Origin of the sequence: Pseudomonas sp. Pse35 (assembly GCF_024519715.1) — a bacterium.
GTDB lineage: Bacteria > Pseudomonadota > Gammaproteobacteria > Pseudomonadales > Pseudomonadaceae > Aquipseudomonas > Aquipseudomonas paracarnis.
This window is the reverse complement of the sequence record NZ_JALJRP010000011.1, coordinates 15981-30305: the sequence shown is the minus strand read 5'-3', so window position 1 is coordinate 30305 and position 14325 is coordinate 15981. Positions and strand designations below refer to the sequence as shown.

Sequence of the window (14325 nt, the reverse complement as noted above, 5' to 3'; positions counted from 1 at the left end):
ATTTTTTTTTTTTTTAGCTCCCTCGCCACAGCAAGCCAGCTCCCACAGATCAGTCTTCGAGGGCGCGGACTCGTTGCATGCGTTTCTGCTCTACCGGCGCATCCGCCACCTGCAACTCAAAGTCAAAATCAATCTGCGCAAACCGCCCTTGCACGCCAAATTCGCGCGCCAGTTGCGGATCGTCGCTGAAGCGAATCTCGGCAATCAGTTCATCCCGGGTGGCATAGGCAAAGTCATCATGCAGGTACGGGTCATCCGACAGGTTGATCTGCGTGGTCAGGTGCCGGTGCCCCGGCGCCGAGATGAAGAAGTGGATATGCGCTGGCCGTTGCCCGTGGCGCCCCAGTTGGTCGAGCAACTGTTGCGTCGGCCCACTCGGTGGGCAGCCGTAGCCTGAAGGCACGATGCTGCGAAAACGGTAGTTGCCCTGGGCGTCGGTCTCGATGCGCCGACGCAGGTTGAATTCCGATTGCGCCGGGTCGAACCACGAATAGGTCCCGCCCGTGTTGGCCTGCCACACATCGACAATCGCCCCTGCCAACGGCTTGCCCTCGGTATCGCGTACTTGCCCGCGCATGAACAACGGCACCGCGTCGTCCTTACCATCATCCAGCCGCGCCTCGTACTTGGACAGCGGCGCACCGGCCACATACAACGGGCCTTCGATGGTGCGCGGCGTGCCGCCAGACTTGCCGGCCTGCTCGTCGGCGGCGTCCATCAACAGGTCCAGGTAATGCTCCAGGCCCAAGCCGGCGGCGAGCAAGCCGGCCTCCTGGTTTTTGCCCAGCTCATTGAGGTAGTTGACCGCCTTCCAGAATTCTTCCGGGGTCACTTCCAGGTCTTCGATGATGTTCACGGTGTCACGCAGGATCCGATAAATCAGCGCCTTGGTACGTGGGTTGCCCGCGTCATTGAGATTACCGCTGGCTTCTTCGAGAAACTGTTGGGCGTGGGCAGTCTGGGACAGGCGGATGGACATGGTGCATTCCTCATCTTGTAGTTATAGGTGGAAGCCGGCTCAGCGGTCGTCCGCATGGATCGACGACGGATGGCGGCACAGCGCGTTCACTTCGATGGCCATGTAGGGGAACAACGGCAGTTGCATCAGCAGGTCGTGCAGGTCCTGCACGCTGTCGACATCGAACACGCTGTAGTTGGCGTAATGCCCGGCGATGCGCCACAGGTGGCGCCATTTGCCCTCCTCTTGCAGGCGCTGAGCCAAGGCTTTCTCCTCGGCCTTGAGGCTGGCGGCACGCTCGGGGTGCATATCGAGGGGCAGGTTCACGGTCATTTTTACGTGGAACAACATGGCAGAGGCCTCTTAGTGTTTGTCACGGCGAAAGAACGCCAGGCGCTCTTCATCGAGCGCCAGGCCCAGGCCCGGCGCGCTGGAAACGTGCAGCTGGAAATCGCGGTACACCGGTGGCTCGGTGAGGATGTCTTCGGTGAGCAACAGCGGGCCGAACAATTCGGTGCCCCACGCCAGGGTGTTCAGCGTGAGAAAGGCATGGGCCGAAGCCAGGGTGCCAATGCCGCCTTCGAGCATGGTGCCGCCGTACAGGCCGATGCCAGCCGCTTCGGCAATCGCCGCCGTGCGCAATACGGCACGCGGGCCGCCGTTCTTGGCGATCTTGAGGGCGAACACTGTGGCCGAGCCTTCACGGGCCAGGTTGAATGCATCCTCGACACACTCGATGGACTCATCGGCCATGATCGGCACCGGGCTCGACAGGTTGAGCCGAGTCATACCACCACGGTTGTTGCGCGAGATCGGTTGTTCGATCAGGTCGATACCGTTGTCGCCGAGCACCCTGCACGCCCGCAGGGCCACGGCTTCATCCCAGGCCTGGTTGACGTCGACGCGCACACTGGCGCGCTCGCCCAGGGCTTTTTTGATCGCGATCACATGGGCCAGGTCGCGGTTGACCTCCCCCGCGCCGATCTTCAATTTGAAGAGACGGTGGCGGCGCAGGTCGAGCATTTTCTCGGCCTCGTTGATGTCCTGTTCGGTATTACCGCTGGCCAGGGTCCAGGCCACCGGCAACGCATCACGCACACGCCCGCCCAGCAGCTCGCTGACCGGCAGGCCCAGGCGTTTGCCGAGGGCGTCGAGCAAGGCGCTTTCGATACCGGACTTGGCAAAGGTGTTGCCGCGAATACTGCGCTCCAGGCGCAACATCGCCGCGTTGACGTTACTCGCGTCCTGGCCGATCAGCAGCGGCGCGAAGTGACAGTCGATGTTGACCTTGATGCTGTCGGGGCTCTCGTTGCCGTAGCTCAGGCCACCGATGGTGGTGGCTTCACCGATGCCTTCGATGCCGTCGGTGCAACGCAGGCGAATGATGACGAGGGTCTGGTTTTGCATCGTGTGCATCGCCAGCTTGTGCGGGCGAAGGGTGGGCAGGTCGACGATGACAGTTTCAATCGACTCGATGGTGCAAATCGGCATGGCAATACCCATTGGGTTCTTTATAAATTTACGTCGATTCTGTTCCGCATTTTTTTGGGCTTCCAATATAGAATTGGTCTCGTGCGATACCCTCAAGGTATGAAAGGAGTCGATATGGAACTGCGTCACTTGCGCTATTTCCAGGTGCTGGGCGAGACCCTCAACTTCACCCGAGCTGCCGAACGCTTGCATATCGCCCAGCCGCCTTTGAGCCGGCAGATCCAGCAACTGGAGGACGAACTGGGGGTGGTGCTGCTGGAGCGCAGCCGGCCCTTGCGGCTGACAGAGGCCGGACGGTTTTTCTATGAGCATGCCAGTGTGCTGCTCGAACAACTGGGCAAGGTCTGCGACACCACCCGGCGCATCGGCCAAGGCGAGAAAACCTGGCTGGGCATCGGCTTTGCGCCGTCGACCTTGTATGGCGTGCTGCCGGAGCTGATTCGGCGCCTGCGCACTCACGAGGCCTTGGAGCTGGAGCTGGGTTTGTCGGAGATGACCACTTTGCAGCAGGTCGAAGCGCTCAAGGCTGGCCGCATTGACGTAGGCTTCGGGCGGATTCGCATCGACGATCCGGCCATCGTCCAGCGCGTACTGGTGGAGGACCGCCTGGTAGCAGTGCTGCCCAGTGGTCACCCGTTGCTGGGCGCCCCGGCCACCCTCGCCCAGTTGGCCGGCGAACCCTTTGTGCTCTACCCCGGCAACCCGCGCCCCAGTTATGCCGACCATGTGATCGCGCTGTTCGACGCCCATGGCTTGAGCCTGAAGGTGGCGCAGTGGACCAACGAATTGCAGACCGCTATTGGCCTGGTGGGCGCAGGTATGGGGGTGACGCTGGTGCCGGCGTCGGTGCAGGTGCTGCATCGGGCGGATATTGGCTATACGCCGGTGGTGGAGGCGACGGCGAGTTCGCCGATCATCCTCAGCCGGCGGGTGAATGACCGGTCGCCGGGGCTGACTCATTGCCTACAACTGGTTGAGGAGTTGATCTGAGATCCTCCAGGCACCCCATACTCCATGTGGGAGCTGGCTTGCCTGCGATGGCGGCGGATCAGTTGGCATCGTGTTGATCGGCCGGCCGCTATCGCAGGCAAGCCAGCTCCCACCTGTTGATCCTCACCCGAGTTCAAGTAATGCGCAGGCGCTTGCGTTGTAATGTCTGGCTGGGCGACTCATCGAACAGCTTGCGGTATTCCGCCGAAAACCGCCCCAGGTGCGTAAACCCCCAGCCCAGGGCGATTTCAGAAATAGTGCGCATTGAGCCCTGCTCCAGAATCTCCTGGCGCACCGCCCCCAACCGATGCTTCTTCAGATACGCCATGGGCGACAGTGCGAAGTACTTGCGAAACGCATCGAACAGTTTGAACCGCGACACGCCCGCTGCCGCTTCCAGGTCTTCCAGGTGCAGCACTTCACGGGCGTTGTCGTGGATGAATTGCCGCGCACGGATCAAGTAGTGCGGCAGTTTCACCCCCAGAACCTCGCGCAGTTCTTCAGAGTAGTTATTGGGTTGGGCCAGGATCAGCCCCTTGATCAGCGAGCTTTCCAGGTCACGGGTAAACGCCGCCTGCTCGTACAACTCGCTGCTGCATTCCAGTTCGGCGATGAAGTATCGCGCCATGCGCCACCACGAGGCCGGTGCTCCGTCCACAGCATCCATCACCGACTCAAACCGCAGCGGTGCATCGATGGGCCGTTGCAGCAAACCTTCCAGTGACTCGCTCATCGCCGCGCGGGTGATCACCACCTGCAACTTGCGGCAGTCACCGGAAATCGCCAGCACCTGATGCTCATTGGGTGAAATGATCACGCCCTGATCGCGGTTGGAACTGAGGCGCTCACCGTTCTTGCTCAGCTCCTGCTCGCCCACCAGCGGCAGGCTCAAGCTGTAGCTGCGAAAGTGCTCGGCGTCTTCGATGTCGATGGTCACATCGGTACCGTACTCGATCACGCCCAGGGTGGTGGCGCGGGATTTGAACACGTTGGCGCTGTGGTGAAAGCGCAGGCGTTCGGGGGTGGCCGTCGCCAGGCGATGGGGCCCGCAGATGCCGGACATCCAGCTGCGCGCGCCTTCCAGGTCGAAGCGTTGAATATGAATATCGCGTGTCTGGCTACTCATCAGGGTGCACCCACGGCGGTTAGGCATTTGCGCGCTCTGGCGGCGCGTCGTTGAACCTCGACAGCAAGTTCCAGGCCACGCCAGCAGCGTGGCCACTGGGTGGATAGTAAGGGCCGACTATGTGGATAAATCCCAGGGTTCTACGACCATCGCCCACCATCACAGTAGCGCATGCCGTCACCTGCGCGCACCGCCATGGGTATTTGTTGCCCAACTTTGCGGCCTGCGTTCCCCCATTAAGCGGATAGCCCGCTACCGCATTGCAGCCGCTTAATGGCTCACCGTTTAGCCATGATCAAAAGGTGCCTCCCATGAGTGGTGCAAGAACCGTCGAGCAGTGGAAAACCTTTATCGAAAGCTGCCTGGACTTTCGCCCGGCAGATGAAGTGTTCCGCATCGCCCGCGACATGTTCACCGAGCCCGAACTGTTCGACCTGGAGATGGAGCTGATCTTCGAAAAAAACTGGATCTACGCCTGCCACGAAAGCGAACTGGCCAATAACCACGACTTCGTGACGATGCGCGCCGGGCGCCAACCGATGATCATCACCCGTGACGGCGAAGGCCGGCTCAACGCGCTGATCAACGCCTGCCAGCATCGCGGCACTACCCTCACCCGCGTGGGCAAGGGCAACCAATCCACTTTCACCTGCCCGTTCCACGCCTGGTGCTACAAGAGCGATGGCCGACTGGTGAAGGTCAAGGCGCCAGGGGAATACCCGGAAGGTTTCGACAAGGCCACCCGCGGCCTGAAAAAAGCGCGCATCGACAGCTACAAGGGCTTTGTGTTTATCAGCCTGGACGTGAACGGCACCGACAGCCTGGAAGATTTCCTCGGCGACGCCAAAGTGTTCTTCGACATGATGGTGGCGCAATCGGCCACCGGAGAGTTGGAGGTGCTTGCGGGCAAGTCTGCCTACACCTACGACGGCAACTGGAAGCTGCAAAACGAAAACGGCCTGGACGGTTATCACGTCAGCACCGTGCACTACAACTACGTGGCCACCGTGCAGCATCGCCAGCAGGTCAACACCGAGAACGGCGCAGGTTCCAGCACGACGCTGGACTACAGCAAGCTCGGCGCCGGCGACGCGAATACCGATGACGGCTGGTTCGCCTTCAATAACGGCCACAGTGTGTTGTTCAGCGACATGCCCAACCCCAGCGTGCGCTCCGGCTACGCCACCATCATGCCGCGCCTGGTAGAAGAACACGGCCAGCAGAAGGCCGAGTGGATGATGCACCGCCTGCGCAACCTGAACATCTACCCCAGCCTGTTCTTTCTCGACCAGATCAGCTCGCAGCTGCGCATCATCCGCCCGGTGGCCTGGAACAAGACCGAAATCATCAGCCAGTGCCTGGGCGTGAAAGGTGAGTCCGACGCCGATCGCGAAAACCGGATCCGCCAGTTCGAGGACTTCTTCAACGTCTCGGGCATGGGCACGCCCGACGACCTGGTGGAATTTCGCGAAGCCCAGCGCGGTTTCCAGGGCCGCCTGGAGCGCTGGAGCGATATTTCTCGCGGCAGCCATCGCTGGGAGACCGGGCCGACGCCCAACAGCGAGGCCATCGGCATTCAACCAGCCATGACCGGCACTGAGTTCACCCACGAAGGCTTGTACGTCAACCAGCACCGCAATTGGCAACGGTTTCTGCTCAAGGGTTTGGACCAGCGGGCCCTGAGCCTGCGGGAGGTGAAGTGATGAATGCGCAATTGCAGTACCAGATCGAGCAGTTCTTCTACCGCAAGTCCGAACTGTGCGACGCCCAGGACTGGGACGCCTACGTGCAGTTGTTCGACCCGCAGAGCGAATTCCACCTGCCGCAATGGGATTCCGAACACGTCTACACCCAAGACCCCAAGCGCGAGATGTCGTTGATCTACTACGCCAACCGCTCGGGCCTGGAAGACCGCGTGTTCCGCCTGCGCACCGGCAAAGCCGCCTCCGCCACGCCGATGCCGCGCACCTTGCACCTGATCAACAACGTGCGCATTGCCGAGCAGGCCGACGGCACGTTGGAGGTGCGTTTGAACTGGCACACGCTGTTTTATCGGCTGGCTACTTCCGAGCAGTTCTATGGGCACGCAACCTATCGCCTCAAGCCCGAGGGCGACAGCTGGCTGATCACGCGCAAGCACGCCCTGCTGCTCAACGACACCATCAACTCGGTGCTGGATTTCTATCACCTTTAAAAACCAGCCCCCCCCTGTGGCGAGGGAGCTTGCTCCCGCTGGAGTGCGCAGCGCTCCCAGTTTTTTGGGGCAGCTTCGCAGCCCAGCGGGAGCAAGCTCCCTCGCCACAGGGGCACGCTTGGAGTTTCATCAATGAATCACAAAGTGGCCTTCAGCTTTGCCGATGGCAAGACCCTGTTCTTCCCGGTGGGCGCCCATGAAATCCTGTTGGACGCGGCCCTGCGCAACGGCATCAAGATCCCGCTCGATTGCCGCGAAGGCGTGTGCGGAACCTGCCAGGGGCGTTGCGAATCCGGCGAGTACACCCAGGACTATGTCGACGACGAAGCCCTTTCCAGCCTCGACCTGCAACAGCGCAAGATGCTCAGTTGCCAGACCCGGGTGAAGTCCGACGCCACCTTCTATTTCGACTTCGATTCGAGCCTGTGCAACGCCCCCGGGCCCGTGCAGGTACGCGGCACGGTGAGCGCGGTGCAGCAGGTCTCGACCAGCACCGCCATCTTGCAGGTGCAACTGGACCAGCCACTGGATTTTTTGCCGGGCCAATATGCGCGTCTGTCGGTGCCCGGCACCGATAGCTGGCGCTCCTACTCCTTCGCCAACCGGCCGGGTAATCAGTTGCAGTTCCTGGTACGCCTGCTGCCCGATGGAGTCATGAGCAACTACCTGCGTGAACGCTGCCAGGTAGGTGATGAAATGTTGATGGAGGCGCCCTTGGGTGCGTTTTATCTGCGGCACGTCACCCAACCGTTGGTACTGGTGGCGGGCGGCACCGGGTTGTCGGCGTTGCTGGGTATGCTTGATGAGCTGGCCGTCAACGGCTGCACGCAACCTGTGCACCTGTACTACGGCGTGCGCGGCGCCGAAGATTTATGTGAAGCGGCGCGTATCCACGCCTACGCGGCAAAAATCCCGAACTTTCGCTACACCGAAGTGCTGAGCGACGCCTCAGCCGAGTGGACGGGCAAACGCGGCTACCTCACCGAGCATTTCGACCTGGCCGAACTGCGGGACAGATCGGCGGATATGTACGTGTGCGGCCCCCCTCCGATGGTCGAATCCATCCAGCAATGGCTGGCGGATCAGGCACTTGATGGCGTTCAGCTGTATTACGAAAAGTTTACGCAGAGTAATATCTGACCCTCAGCAGTTCTGAGGGGCCGATGCGGCGTGCAATCACCCTTGAGAAAAACAAGTAGAAGGGAATGTTAATGGCGGATGACATGGTTAACCCGGTGGGCCTCAAGCGAGGCCTGAAGAACCGGCACATTCAGCTGATCGCCTTGGGAGGTGCGATTGGTACAGGCTTGTTCCTCGGCTCGGCCGGGGTACTCAAGTCGGCGGGGCCGTCGATGATCCTGGGCTATGCGGTGGCCGGGTTTATCGCGTTCCTGATCATGCGCCAGCTCGGCGAGATGATCGTCGAAGAGCCGGTGGCCGGGTCCTTCAGCCACTTCGCACATAAATACTGGGGCGGTTACGCGGGCTTCCTGGCGGGCTGGAACTACTGGGTGCTCTACGTGCTGGTGGGCATGGCCGAGTTGACGGCGGTGGGCAAGTACATCCAGTTCTGGTGGCCAGAGATCCCGACCTGGGTCAGCGCGCTGGTGTTCTTCGTCGCGGTGAACCTGATCAACACCCTGAACGTGAAGTTCTTCGGTGAAGCCGAATTCTGGTTTGCGATCATCAAGGTGGTGGCGATTGTCGGCATGATCGTGCTCGGCTGCTACCTGCTGTTCAGCGGCACCGGCGGCCCCCAGGCCTCGGTCAGCAACCTGTGGAGCCACGGTGGTTTCTTCCCCAATGGCGGCATGGGGCTGTTGATGTCGATGGCCTTCATCATGTTCTCGTTCGGTGGCCTGGAACTGGTCGGCATCACCGCCGCCGAGGCCAGCGAACCACGCAAGGTGATCCCCAAGGCAATCAATCAGGTGGTGTACCGCATCCTGATTTTCTATGTCGGTGCGCTGACCGTGCTGTTGTCGCTGTACCCGTGGGATCAACTGCTGCAAACCCTCGGCGCGTCAGGCGATGCCTACAGCGGCAGCCCGTTTGTGCAGATCTTCTCGCTGATCGGCAACGACACCGCCGCCCACATCCTCAACTTCGTGGTGCTGACCGCGGCGTTGTCGGTGTACAACAGCGGCGTGTACTGCAACAGCCGCATGCTGTTCGGCCTGGCCGAGCAAGGTGACGCGCCCAAGGCGCTGATGAAGCTCAACAAGCAAGGCGTGCCGCTACGGGCGTTGGCGATTTCGGCGTTGGTGACGATGCTGTGCGTGGTGGTCAACTACGTCGCGCCGCACAGTGCGCTGGAGTTGCTGTTTGCCTTGGTGGTTGCTTCGCTGATGATCAACTGGGCGCTGATCAGCCTGACCCACATCAAGTTCCGCAAGGCCATGGGCGAGCAAGGCGTGACGCCGTCGTTCAAGACCTTCTGGTTCCCGTTCAGCAACTACCTGTGTCTGGCCTTCATGGTGATGATCATCGGGGTGATGCTGGCGATTCCGGGAATTCGTGAGTCGGTGTACGCGATGCCGGTGTGGGTGGGGATTATCTACGTTGCCTATCGGTTTCGGATCAGAAACGGGAAAGTAGCTGTGGCGCAGTAACACCTGTGGGAGCCGGGCTTGCCCGCGATGGCGGCGTGTCAGCCAACGGGTGGGCCGGCTGATACACCGCCATCGCTGGCAAGCCAGCTCCCACAGTTGACTGTATTTCACATAAAAAAAGCCCCGGTAATCCGGGGCTTTTTTGTTTAGAGCGTGGAACGTACTCGCCAGAGTTCAGGGAACAGTACCGTGTCGAGCATCTTGCGCAGGTACCCCACGCCTTCAGTACCGCCAGTACCCGGCTGGAAGCCGATGATGCGTTCCACCGTGGTGACATGCCGGAAGCGCCACTGGCGGAACGAATCTTCCAGGTCGATAAACTTCTCGGCCAACTGATACAAATCCCAGTAACGGCTCGGGTCGCGATATACCTCGCGCCAGGCCGCTTCCACCGATTCATCGTGCACCGTGGCTGCGGTCGGGTCGCGCTCGGCGCGCTTGGGATCAATCGCCAACCCCGCCTTGACCATCAGGTTTACGGCCTCGTCATACAGCGACGGCGTGGCAATCGCCACCTGCAATTGCTGCAGCAACTCCGGGCGATGAGCATGGGGCCGCAGCAGCGCCGGGCTTTTGTTGCCGAGGATGAATTCGATCTCGCGGTACTGGAACGACTGGAACCCCGACGACTGCCCCAGGAACGGGCGAATCGCCTTGTACTCTGATGGCGTCATGGTCGCCAGCACCGCCCAGGCGTGCACCAGTTGATCGAAGATCCGCGACACCCGCGCCAGCATCTTGAACGCCGGCGGCAGCTCACCCAGGCGCACATGTTCGCGGGCGGCCTTGAGTTCGTGAAGCATCAGTTTCATCCACAGCTCAGAGGTCTGGTGCTGGATGATGAAGAGCATTTCGTTGTGGTCTGGCGACAGCGGGTGCTGGGCGCTGAGGACTTTGCCCAGGTCCAGGTAGTCGCCATAGCTCATGGACTCGGAGAAATTCAATTCGGCGTTATGCCATTCTTCCGGCGGTTGGTAATCAGCTGAAAAAGGACATTGGCTCATCGCGTGGGCTCCTTGAGCGGGCGGAGAATGGCGCGCACGGGGCTCGCGTCCAGGTTGGCGAAGCGCAGCGGCAGCGCGATCAGTTCATAGTCGCCCTCCGGTACGTCATCGAGCACGATGCCTTCGAGGATCGCCATGCCATGGCGCGCCACGACGTTGTGCGAATCCATGGTCTTGGATTGTTGCGGGTCCAGGGACGGCGTATCGATACCGATCAGGCGCACCCCCAGGCTGGCCAGCAGCTCAATGGTCTGGGGGGCGATGGCGGTGAAGTTCGAATCCCAGTCGGTGAGCGGAGCTTGTGGATAAGTGCGCAGCAGCACGCGCTCGGGCAGGTTATCCACACGCCCTTGCAACTGATGGGGCTGCACCAGGGCGCCGCTGCCCAGGCAGTGCAATACCCGGCACGGCCCCATATACACATCCAGCGACACCTCGCCAATCGGCGCGCCATCAGCGCTGTAATGCAGCGGCGCATCCACATGGGCGCCGGTGTGCGGCGACAGGGTCACGCGCCCCACATTCACCGGGCACTCCGGGCCGAACTGCCACACACGCTCTTCCTGAAACGGCGTATCACCCGGCCAGGTCGGGGTGGCCGTGCTCAAGGGCGGGCTGATATCCCACCACGTTTTTATTGGGTTCATTGCAAGGCTCTCACTCGTTACTGAGGTGAATGATACGAGGGAGGGGTGTGAATTTTCTTGCGAATTCTGGCGCGATACGGGAAATCTTTCGCAGTTACTGCGAGGAAACATCGGTTTGATGCACAGATCTGTCGCTCAGATACGCCACGACCTCGTGTGGGAGCCTGGCTTGCCAGCGATAGCGGAGTGTCAGGCAATGGAGATGCTCGCTGTGCCACCGCCATCGCGGGCAAGCCCGGCTCCAACAGGGGACCGCGGTGTTCAGGTGACTGCGCTTCTGGGCATCCCAATGTCGAGTTCAGACCACTGGCGCAACGCCCGAGGCCTTAGGGTTGAGCTTTCCCTTCCCTGCCTCGGAGTCATCATGTCCAAGCCCATCACCGTACTGCGCGACACCCACCCACTGCCGGTCCTGGATGCCTGCAAATGGGAAAAGCTCGAAGGTGACCCGCACACTGTCAACCTCAACGCCTACACCAGCGAAGACGGCAGCAAGATCATGGGCACCTGGATCTGCACACCGGGCAAGTGGTACGTGGAATACGTGAAGTGGGAATACTGCCATTTCCAGGAAGGCTACTGCGTGATCACGCCTGAAGGCATGGAGCCGATCCATCTGCGCGCTGGGGATATCTTTGTAGTGGAGCCAGGGATGAAGGGGACGTGGGAAGTGGTCGAGACTGTGCGTAAGTATTTTGTGTTTGCCTGACCCAGCAAAACCTGTGGCGAGGGAGCTTGCTCCCTCGCTACAGGTATTTATTTGGGCTTGCGATAGCTGTTGATGATCGCCGAGAAGTCCTTGCCCCCTTCCCCTCGCTGGCTCATCGACTGATATAACTGCTGGGCCACTGCGCCGAGAATCACCGGCTGATGCGCCTGGCGCGCAGCCTCAGTCGCAAGGCCCAGGTCCTTGAGCATCAGGTCGGCACCAAAACCACCGGTATAGCCACGCGATGATGGCGCGGTCTCGATCACGCCTGGCCAAGGATTGTAGGTATCGGAACTCCAGCAGCGCCCCGTGGAGCTGTTGATGATGCCGGCCAGCACTTGTGTATCAATACCAAGTGCATCGCCCAGGGCCATGGCCTCACTGACGCCGACCATGCTGATACCCAGCAGCAGGTTGTTGCAGATCTTGGCGATTTGCCCGGTGCCGACATCACCACAGTGCACGATGTTGCGGCCCATCTGCGCCAGCACCGGTTGCAGGGTGGCGAACAATTCCGGGTTGGCGCCGACCATGAAGGTCAGCGTCCCGGCCTGGGCACCGCCGGTGCCACCGGAGACCGGCGCATCGGCCACTGCCACACCTTGTTTGGCTGCCGCAGCCGCTACTTCACGGATGGTTTGCGGGTCAATGGTGCTGCAATCCACGGCGGGGATGCCTTCGCCGATGCCGGCGAGTACACCGTCTTCATTCAGCCACACGCTGCGCACATGGGCGGCTGCCGGCAGCATGGTAATCACCAGTTCGGCACCTTGGGCCGCATCACGCGGTGAGTGGCTGATGGTGCCGCCCAGTTCGGCGAGTTCCTTGAGTACCGCCTGGTTCAGGTCGAACAGGTTAAGCGCGTGCCCAGCCTTGATCAGGTTGCGGGCCATGGGCGCACCCATGTTGCCCAGGCCGATGAATGCAATTTTCATGGTCGTCTCCCGAGTTCAGCGCAGGTTGATGGTGGTGTTGACGCCATCGTTGACCGTGTCGTCATCAAACCAGCGGCTGGTGACGGTTTTGGTCTGAGTGTAGAACTGCACCACTTGCTTGCCGTAAGGGCCCAGGTCGCCGAGCTTGGAACCGCGGGAGCCTGTGAAGCTGAAGAACGGCACTGGCACCGGGATGGGGATGTTGATGCCGACCTGGCCCACATCGATTTCGCTCTGGAATTTACGCGCCGCCGCACCGCTCTGGGTGAACAGGCCTGTACCGTTGCCAAACGGATTGGCGTTGACCAGGGCGATGGCTTGATCGAGTGTCTCGACTTCCAGTACCACCAGCACCGGGCCGAAGATTTCCTCGGTGTAGATGCGCATGTCGGTGGTCACGCCCGAGAACAGGGTCGGGCCGACAAAGTTGCCTTGCTCGAAGCCCGGCACCTTGATATCGCGGCCATCGAGCTCCAGCTTGGCGCCTTCCTTCACACCGCTTTCAATAAGCTCCAGGATACGCGCCTTGGCACGCTTGGAGATCACCGGGCCGACATCCGTGCCCGCTTCACTGCCGGCGTTGACCTTGAGCTTTTGTGCCAGCGCTTTGAGGTCTGGCAGCCACTGCTTGGCCGCGCCCACCAGCACTACCACCGAGGTAGCCATGCAACGCTGGCCCGCCGCGCCGAAACCGGCACCGACCAGGGCATTGAGGGTGTGTTCACGGTTGGCATCCGGCAGCACCACCGCATGGTTCTTGGCGCCCATCATCGACTGCACACGCTTGCCGTGTTTGCCGGCCAGGTCGTAGACATGGGTGCCCACAGCCGTCGAACCGACGAAGGACACCGCCTTGATGTCTGTGTGAGTGCAGAGTGCATCCACCACGCTCTTGCCGCCATGCACCACGTTGAGCACGCCGGCTGGCACACCGGCTTCCAGCGCCAGCTCCACCAGCAGCATGGTCGACAACGGGTCTTGCTCGGAAGGCTTGAGTACAAAGGTGTTACCGCAGGCAATCGCCATCGGGAACATCCACAGCGGAATCATCGCCGGGAAGTTGAACGGGGTGATGCCGGCGCATACGCCGATAGGCTGGCGCAGGGTGCAGGTATCCACGCCGCCGGCCACGTTCTCGGCGAACTCACCCATTTGCAGGGTGCCAATGGAACAAGCGTGCTCCACCACTTCCAGGCCACGAAAAATATCGCCCTCGGCATCGGCAATGGTCTTGCCCTGCTCGGCGCTGAGGACTACAGCAATGCGCTTGGAATGTTCGCGGATCAAGGCTTGGAGCTTAAGCATGATGCGCATGCGCGCGCCGATCGGCGTGAGTTTCCAGGTCTGGAACGCTTGATGGGCAGCGTCGATGGCCGCGTTGACTTCATCGGCGGTGGCAAACGGGACTTTGGCCAGCACTTGCTGGGTGGCCGGGTTGACGATGTCTTGCCACTCGGTGGTCTTGGACTCGACCCACTCACCGTTGATCAGCAACTTGACCTGTTGCACGGAAATATCGGCAGATGCGTTCATGGGGTCTCCAGAATCTTGTAGTTATGCAGAGAACCAAGGCGTTGAATCGCCTTGAAGAATGAGGCGTTCGGACTGTTTTTGGAGTATAGATGTGCAAATCTCTAATAAGAACGCACATAAAAGCCG

Annotated in this window: 14 protein-coding genes; 6 read left to right on the top strand and 8 right to left on the bottom strand. The window is 60.9% G+C overall.

Annotated elements, in window-relative coordinates:
* Window positions 1-49: 49 nt before the first annotated feature.
* Genes catA through OC445_RS11995 form a run of 3 tightly spaced genes read right to left on the bottom strand, consistent with a single transcriptional unit; the run spans window position 50 to window position 2449 of the window.
* Window positions 50-979, bottom strand: a complete 930-nt coding sequence (gene catA / locus OC445_RS12005; protein ID WP_259284677.1) for a catechol 1,2-dioxygenase — start codon at window positions 977-979, stop codon at window positions 50-52.
* Between the two features lie 39 nt (window positions 980-1018).
* Window positions 1019-1309, bottom strand: a complete 291-nt coding sequence (gene catC / locus OC445_RS12000) for a muconolactone Delta-isomerase (RefSeq protein ID WP_003194105.1) — start codon at window positions 1307-1309, stop codon at window positions 1019-1021.
* A 12-nt stretch (window positions 1310-1321) separates the two neighbouring features.
* Window positions 1322-2449, bottom strand: coding sequence for a muconate cycloisomerase family protein (locus tag OC445_RS11995; protein ID WP_262020167.1), 1128 nt, complete (start codon window positions 2447-2449; stop codon window positions 1322-1324).
* 114 nt (window positions 2450-2563) lie between these two features.
* On the opposite strand from OC445_RS11995, the gene OC445_RS11990 reads away from it, so the two are divergent.
* On the top strand, window positions 2564-3439 hold the full coding sequence (locus OC445_RS11990) for a LysR family transcriptional regulator (RefSeq protein ID WP_089042342.1): 876 nt from the start codon (window positions 2564-2566) through the stop codon (window positions 3437-3439).
* A gap of 133 nt (window positions 3440-3572) precedes the next feature.
* Here OC445_RS11990 and OC445_RS11985 read toward each other — a convergent pair whose 3' ends face one another.
* Window positions 3573-4565, bottom strand: a complete 993-nt coding sequence (locus OC445_RS11985; RefSeq protein ID WP_014719909.1) for an AraC family transcriptional regulator — start codon at window positions 4563-4565, stop codon at window positions 3573-3575.
* Window positions 4566-4876: 311 nt separating this feature from the next.
* Here OC445_RS11985 and antA point away from each other — a divergent pair, with 311 nt between their 5' ends.
* From antA to OC445_RS11965, 4 genes are all read left to right on the top strand, one after another.
* Entirely contained in the window at window positions 4877-6268 is a 1392-nt protein-coding gene (gene antA / locus OC445_RS11980; RefSeq protein WP_054896991.1) for an anthranilate 1,2-dioxygenase large subunit, read from the top strand.
* On the top strand, window positions 6268-6759 hold the full coding sequence (antB, locus tag OC445_RS11975) for an anthranilate 1,2-dioxygenase small subunit (RefSeq protein WP_034128781.1): 492 nt from the start codon (window positions 6268-6270) through the stop codon (window positions 6757-6759). The genes antA and antB overlap by 1 nt, the downstream gene beginning before the upstream one ends.
* 132 nt (window positions 6760-6891) lie before the next feature.
* Window positions 6892-7899, top strand: a complete 1008-nt coding sequence (gene antC, locus OC445_RS11970) for an anthranilate 1,2-dioxygenase electron transfer component AntC (RefSeq protein WP_057975035.1) — start codon at window positions 6892-6894, stop codon at window positions 7897-7899.
* A 71-nt stretch (window positions 7900-7970) separates the two neighbouring features.
* The gene (locus OC445_RS11965; RefSeq protein ID WP_034128783.1) at window positions 7971-9371 is read left to right on the top strand and encodes an amino acid permease; all 1401 of its coding nucleotides are present in this window, start codon (window positions 7971-7973) and stop codon (window positions 9369-9371) included.
* A gap of 146 nt (window positions 9372-9517) precedes the next feature.
* Here OC445_RS11965 and kynA read toward each other — a convergent pair whose 3' ends face one another.
* Both kynA and kynB read right to left on the bottom strand, forming a co-directional pair.
* Entirely contained in the window at window positions 9518-10375 is an 858-nt protein-coding gene (gene kynA / locus OC445_RS11960) for a tryptophan 2,3-dioxygenase (protein ID WP_072434974.1), read from the bottom strand.
* Entirely contained in the window at window positions 10372-11022 is a 651-nt protein-coding gene (gene kynB, locus OC445_RS11955) for an arylformamidase (protein WP_181125032.1), read from the bottom strand. The genes kynA and kynB overlap by 4 nt, the downstream gene beginning before the upstream one ends.
* A 364-nt stretch (window positions 11023-11386) precedes the next feature.
* On the opposite strand from kynB, the gene OC445_RS11950 reads away from it, so the two are divergent.
* A complete protein-coding gene (locus OC445_RS11950; protein WP_003230905.1) occupies window positions 11387-11731 on the top strand; it encodes a cupin domain-containing protein in 345 nt (114 codons plus the stop codon).
* Between the two features lie 47 nt (window positions 11732-11778).
* On the opposite strand, the gene mmsB is transcribed toward OC445_RS11950, so the two are convergent.
* Both mmsB and OC445_RS11940 read right to left on the bottom strand, forming a co-directional pair.
* Entirely contained in the window at window positions 11779-12666 is an 888-nt protein-coding gene (gene mmsB, locus OC445_RS11945; protein ID WP_127881043.1) for a 3-hydroxyisobutyrate dehydrogenase, read from the bottom strand.
* 15 nt (window positions 12667-12681) lie between these two features.
* Entirely contained in the window at window positions 12682-14199 is a 1518-nt protein-coding gene (locus OC445_RS11940; RefSeq protein ID WP_262020166.1) for a CoA-acylating methylmalonate-semialdehyde dehydrogenase, read from the bottom strand.
* Window positions 14200-14325: the final 126 nt, after the last annotated feature.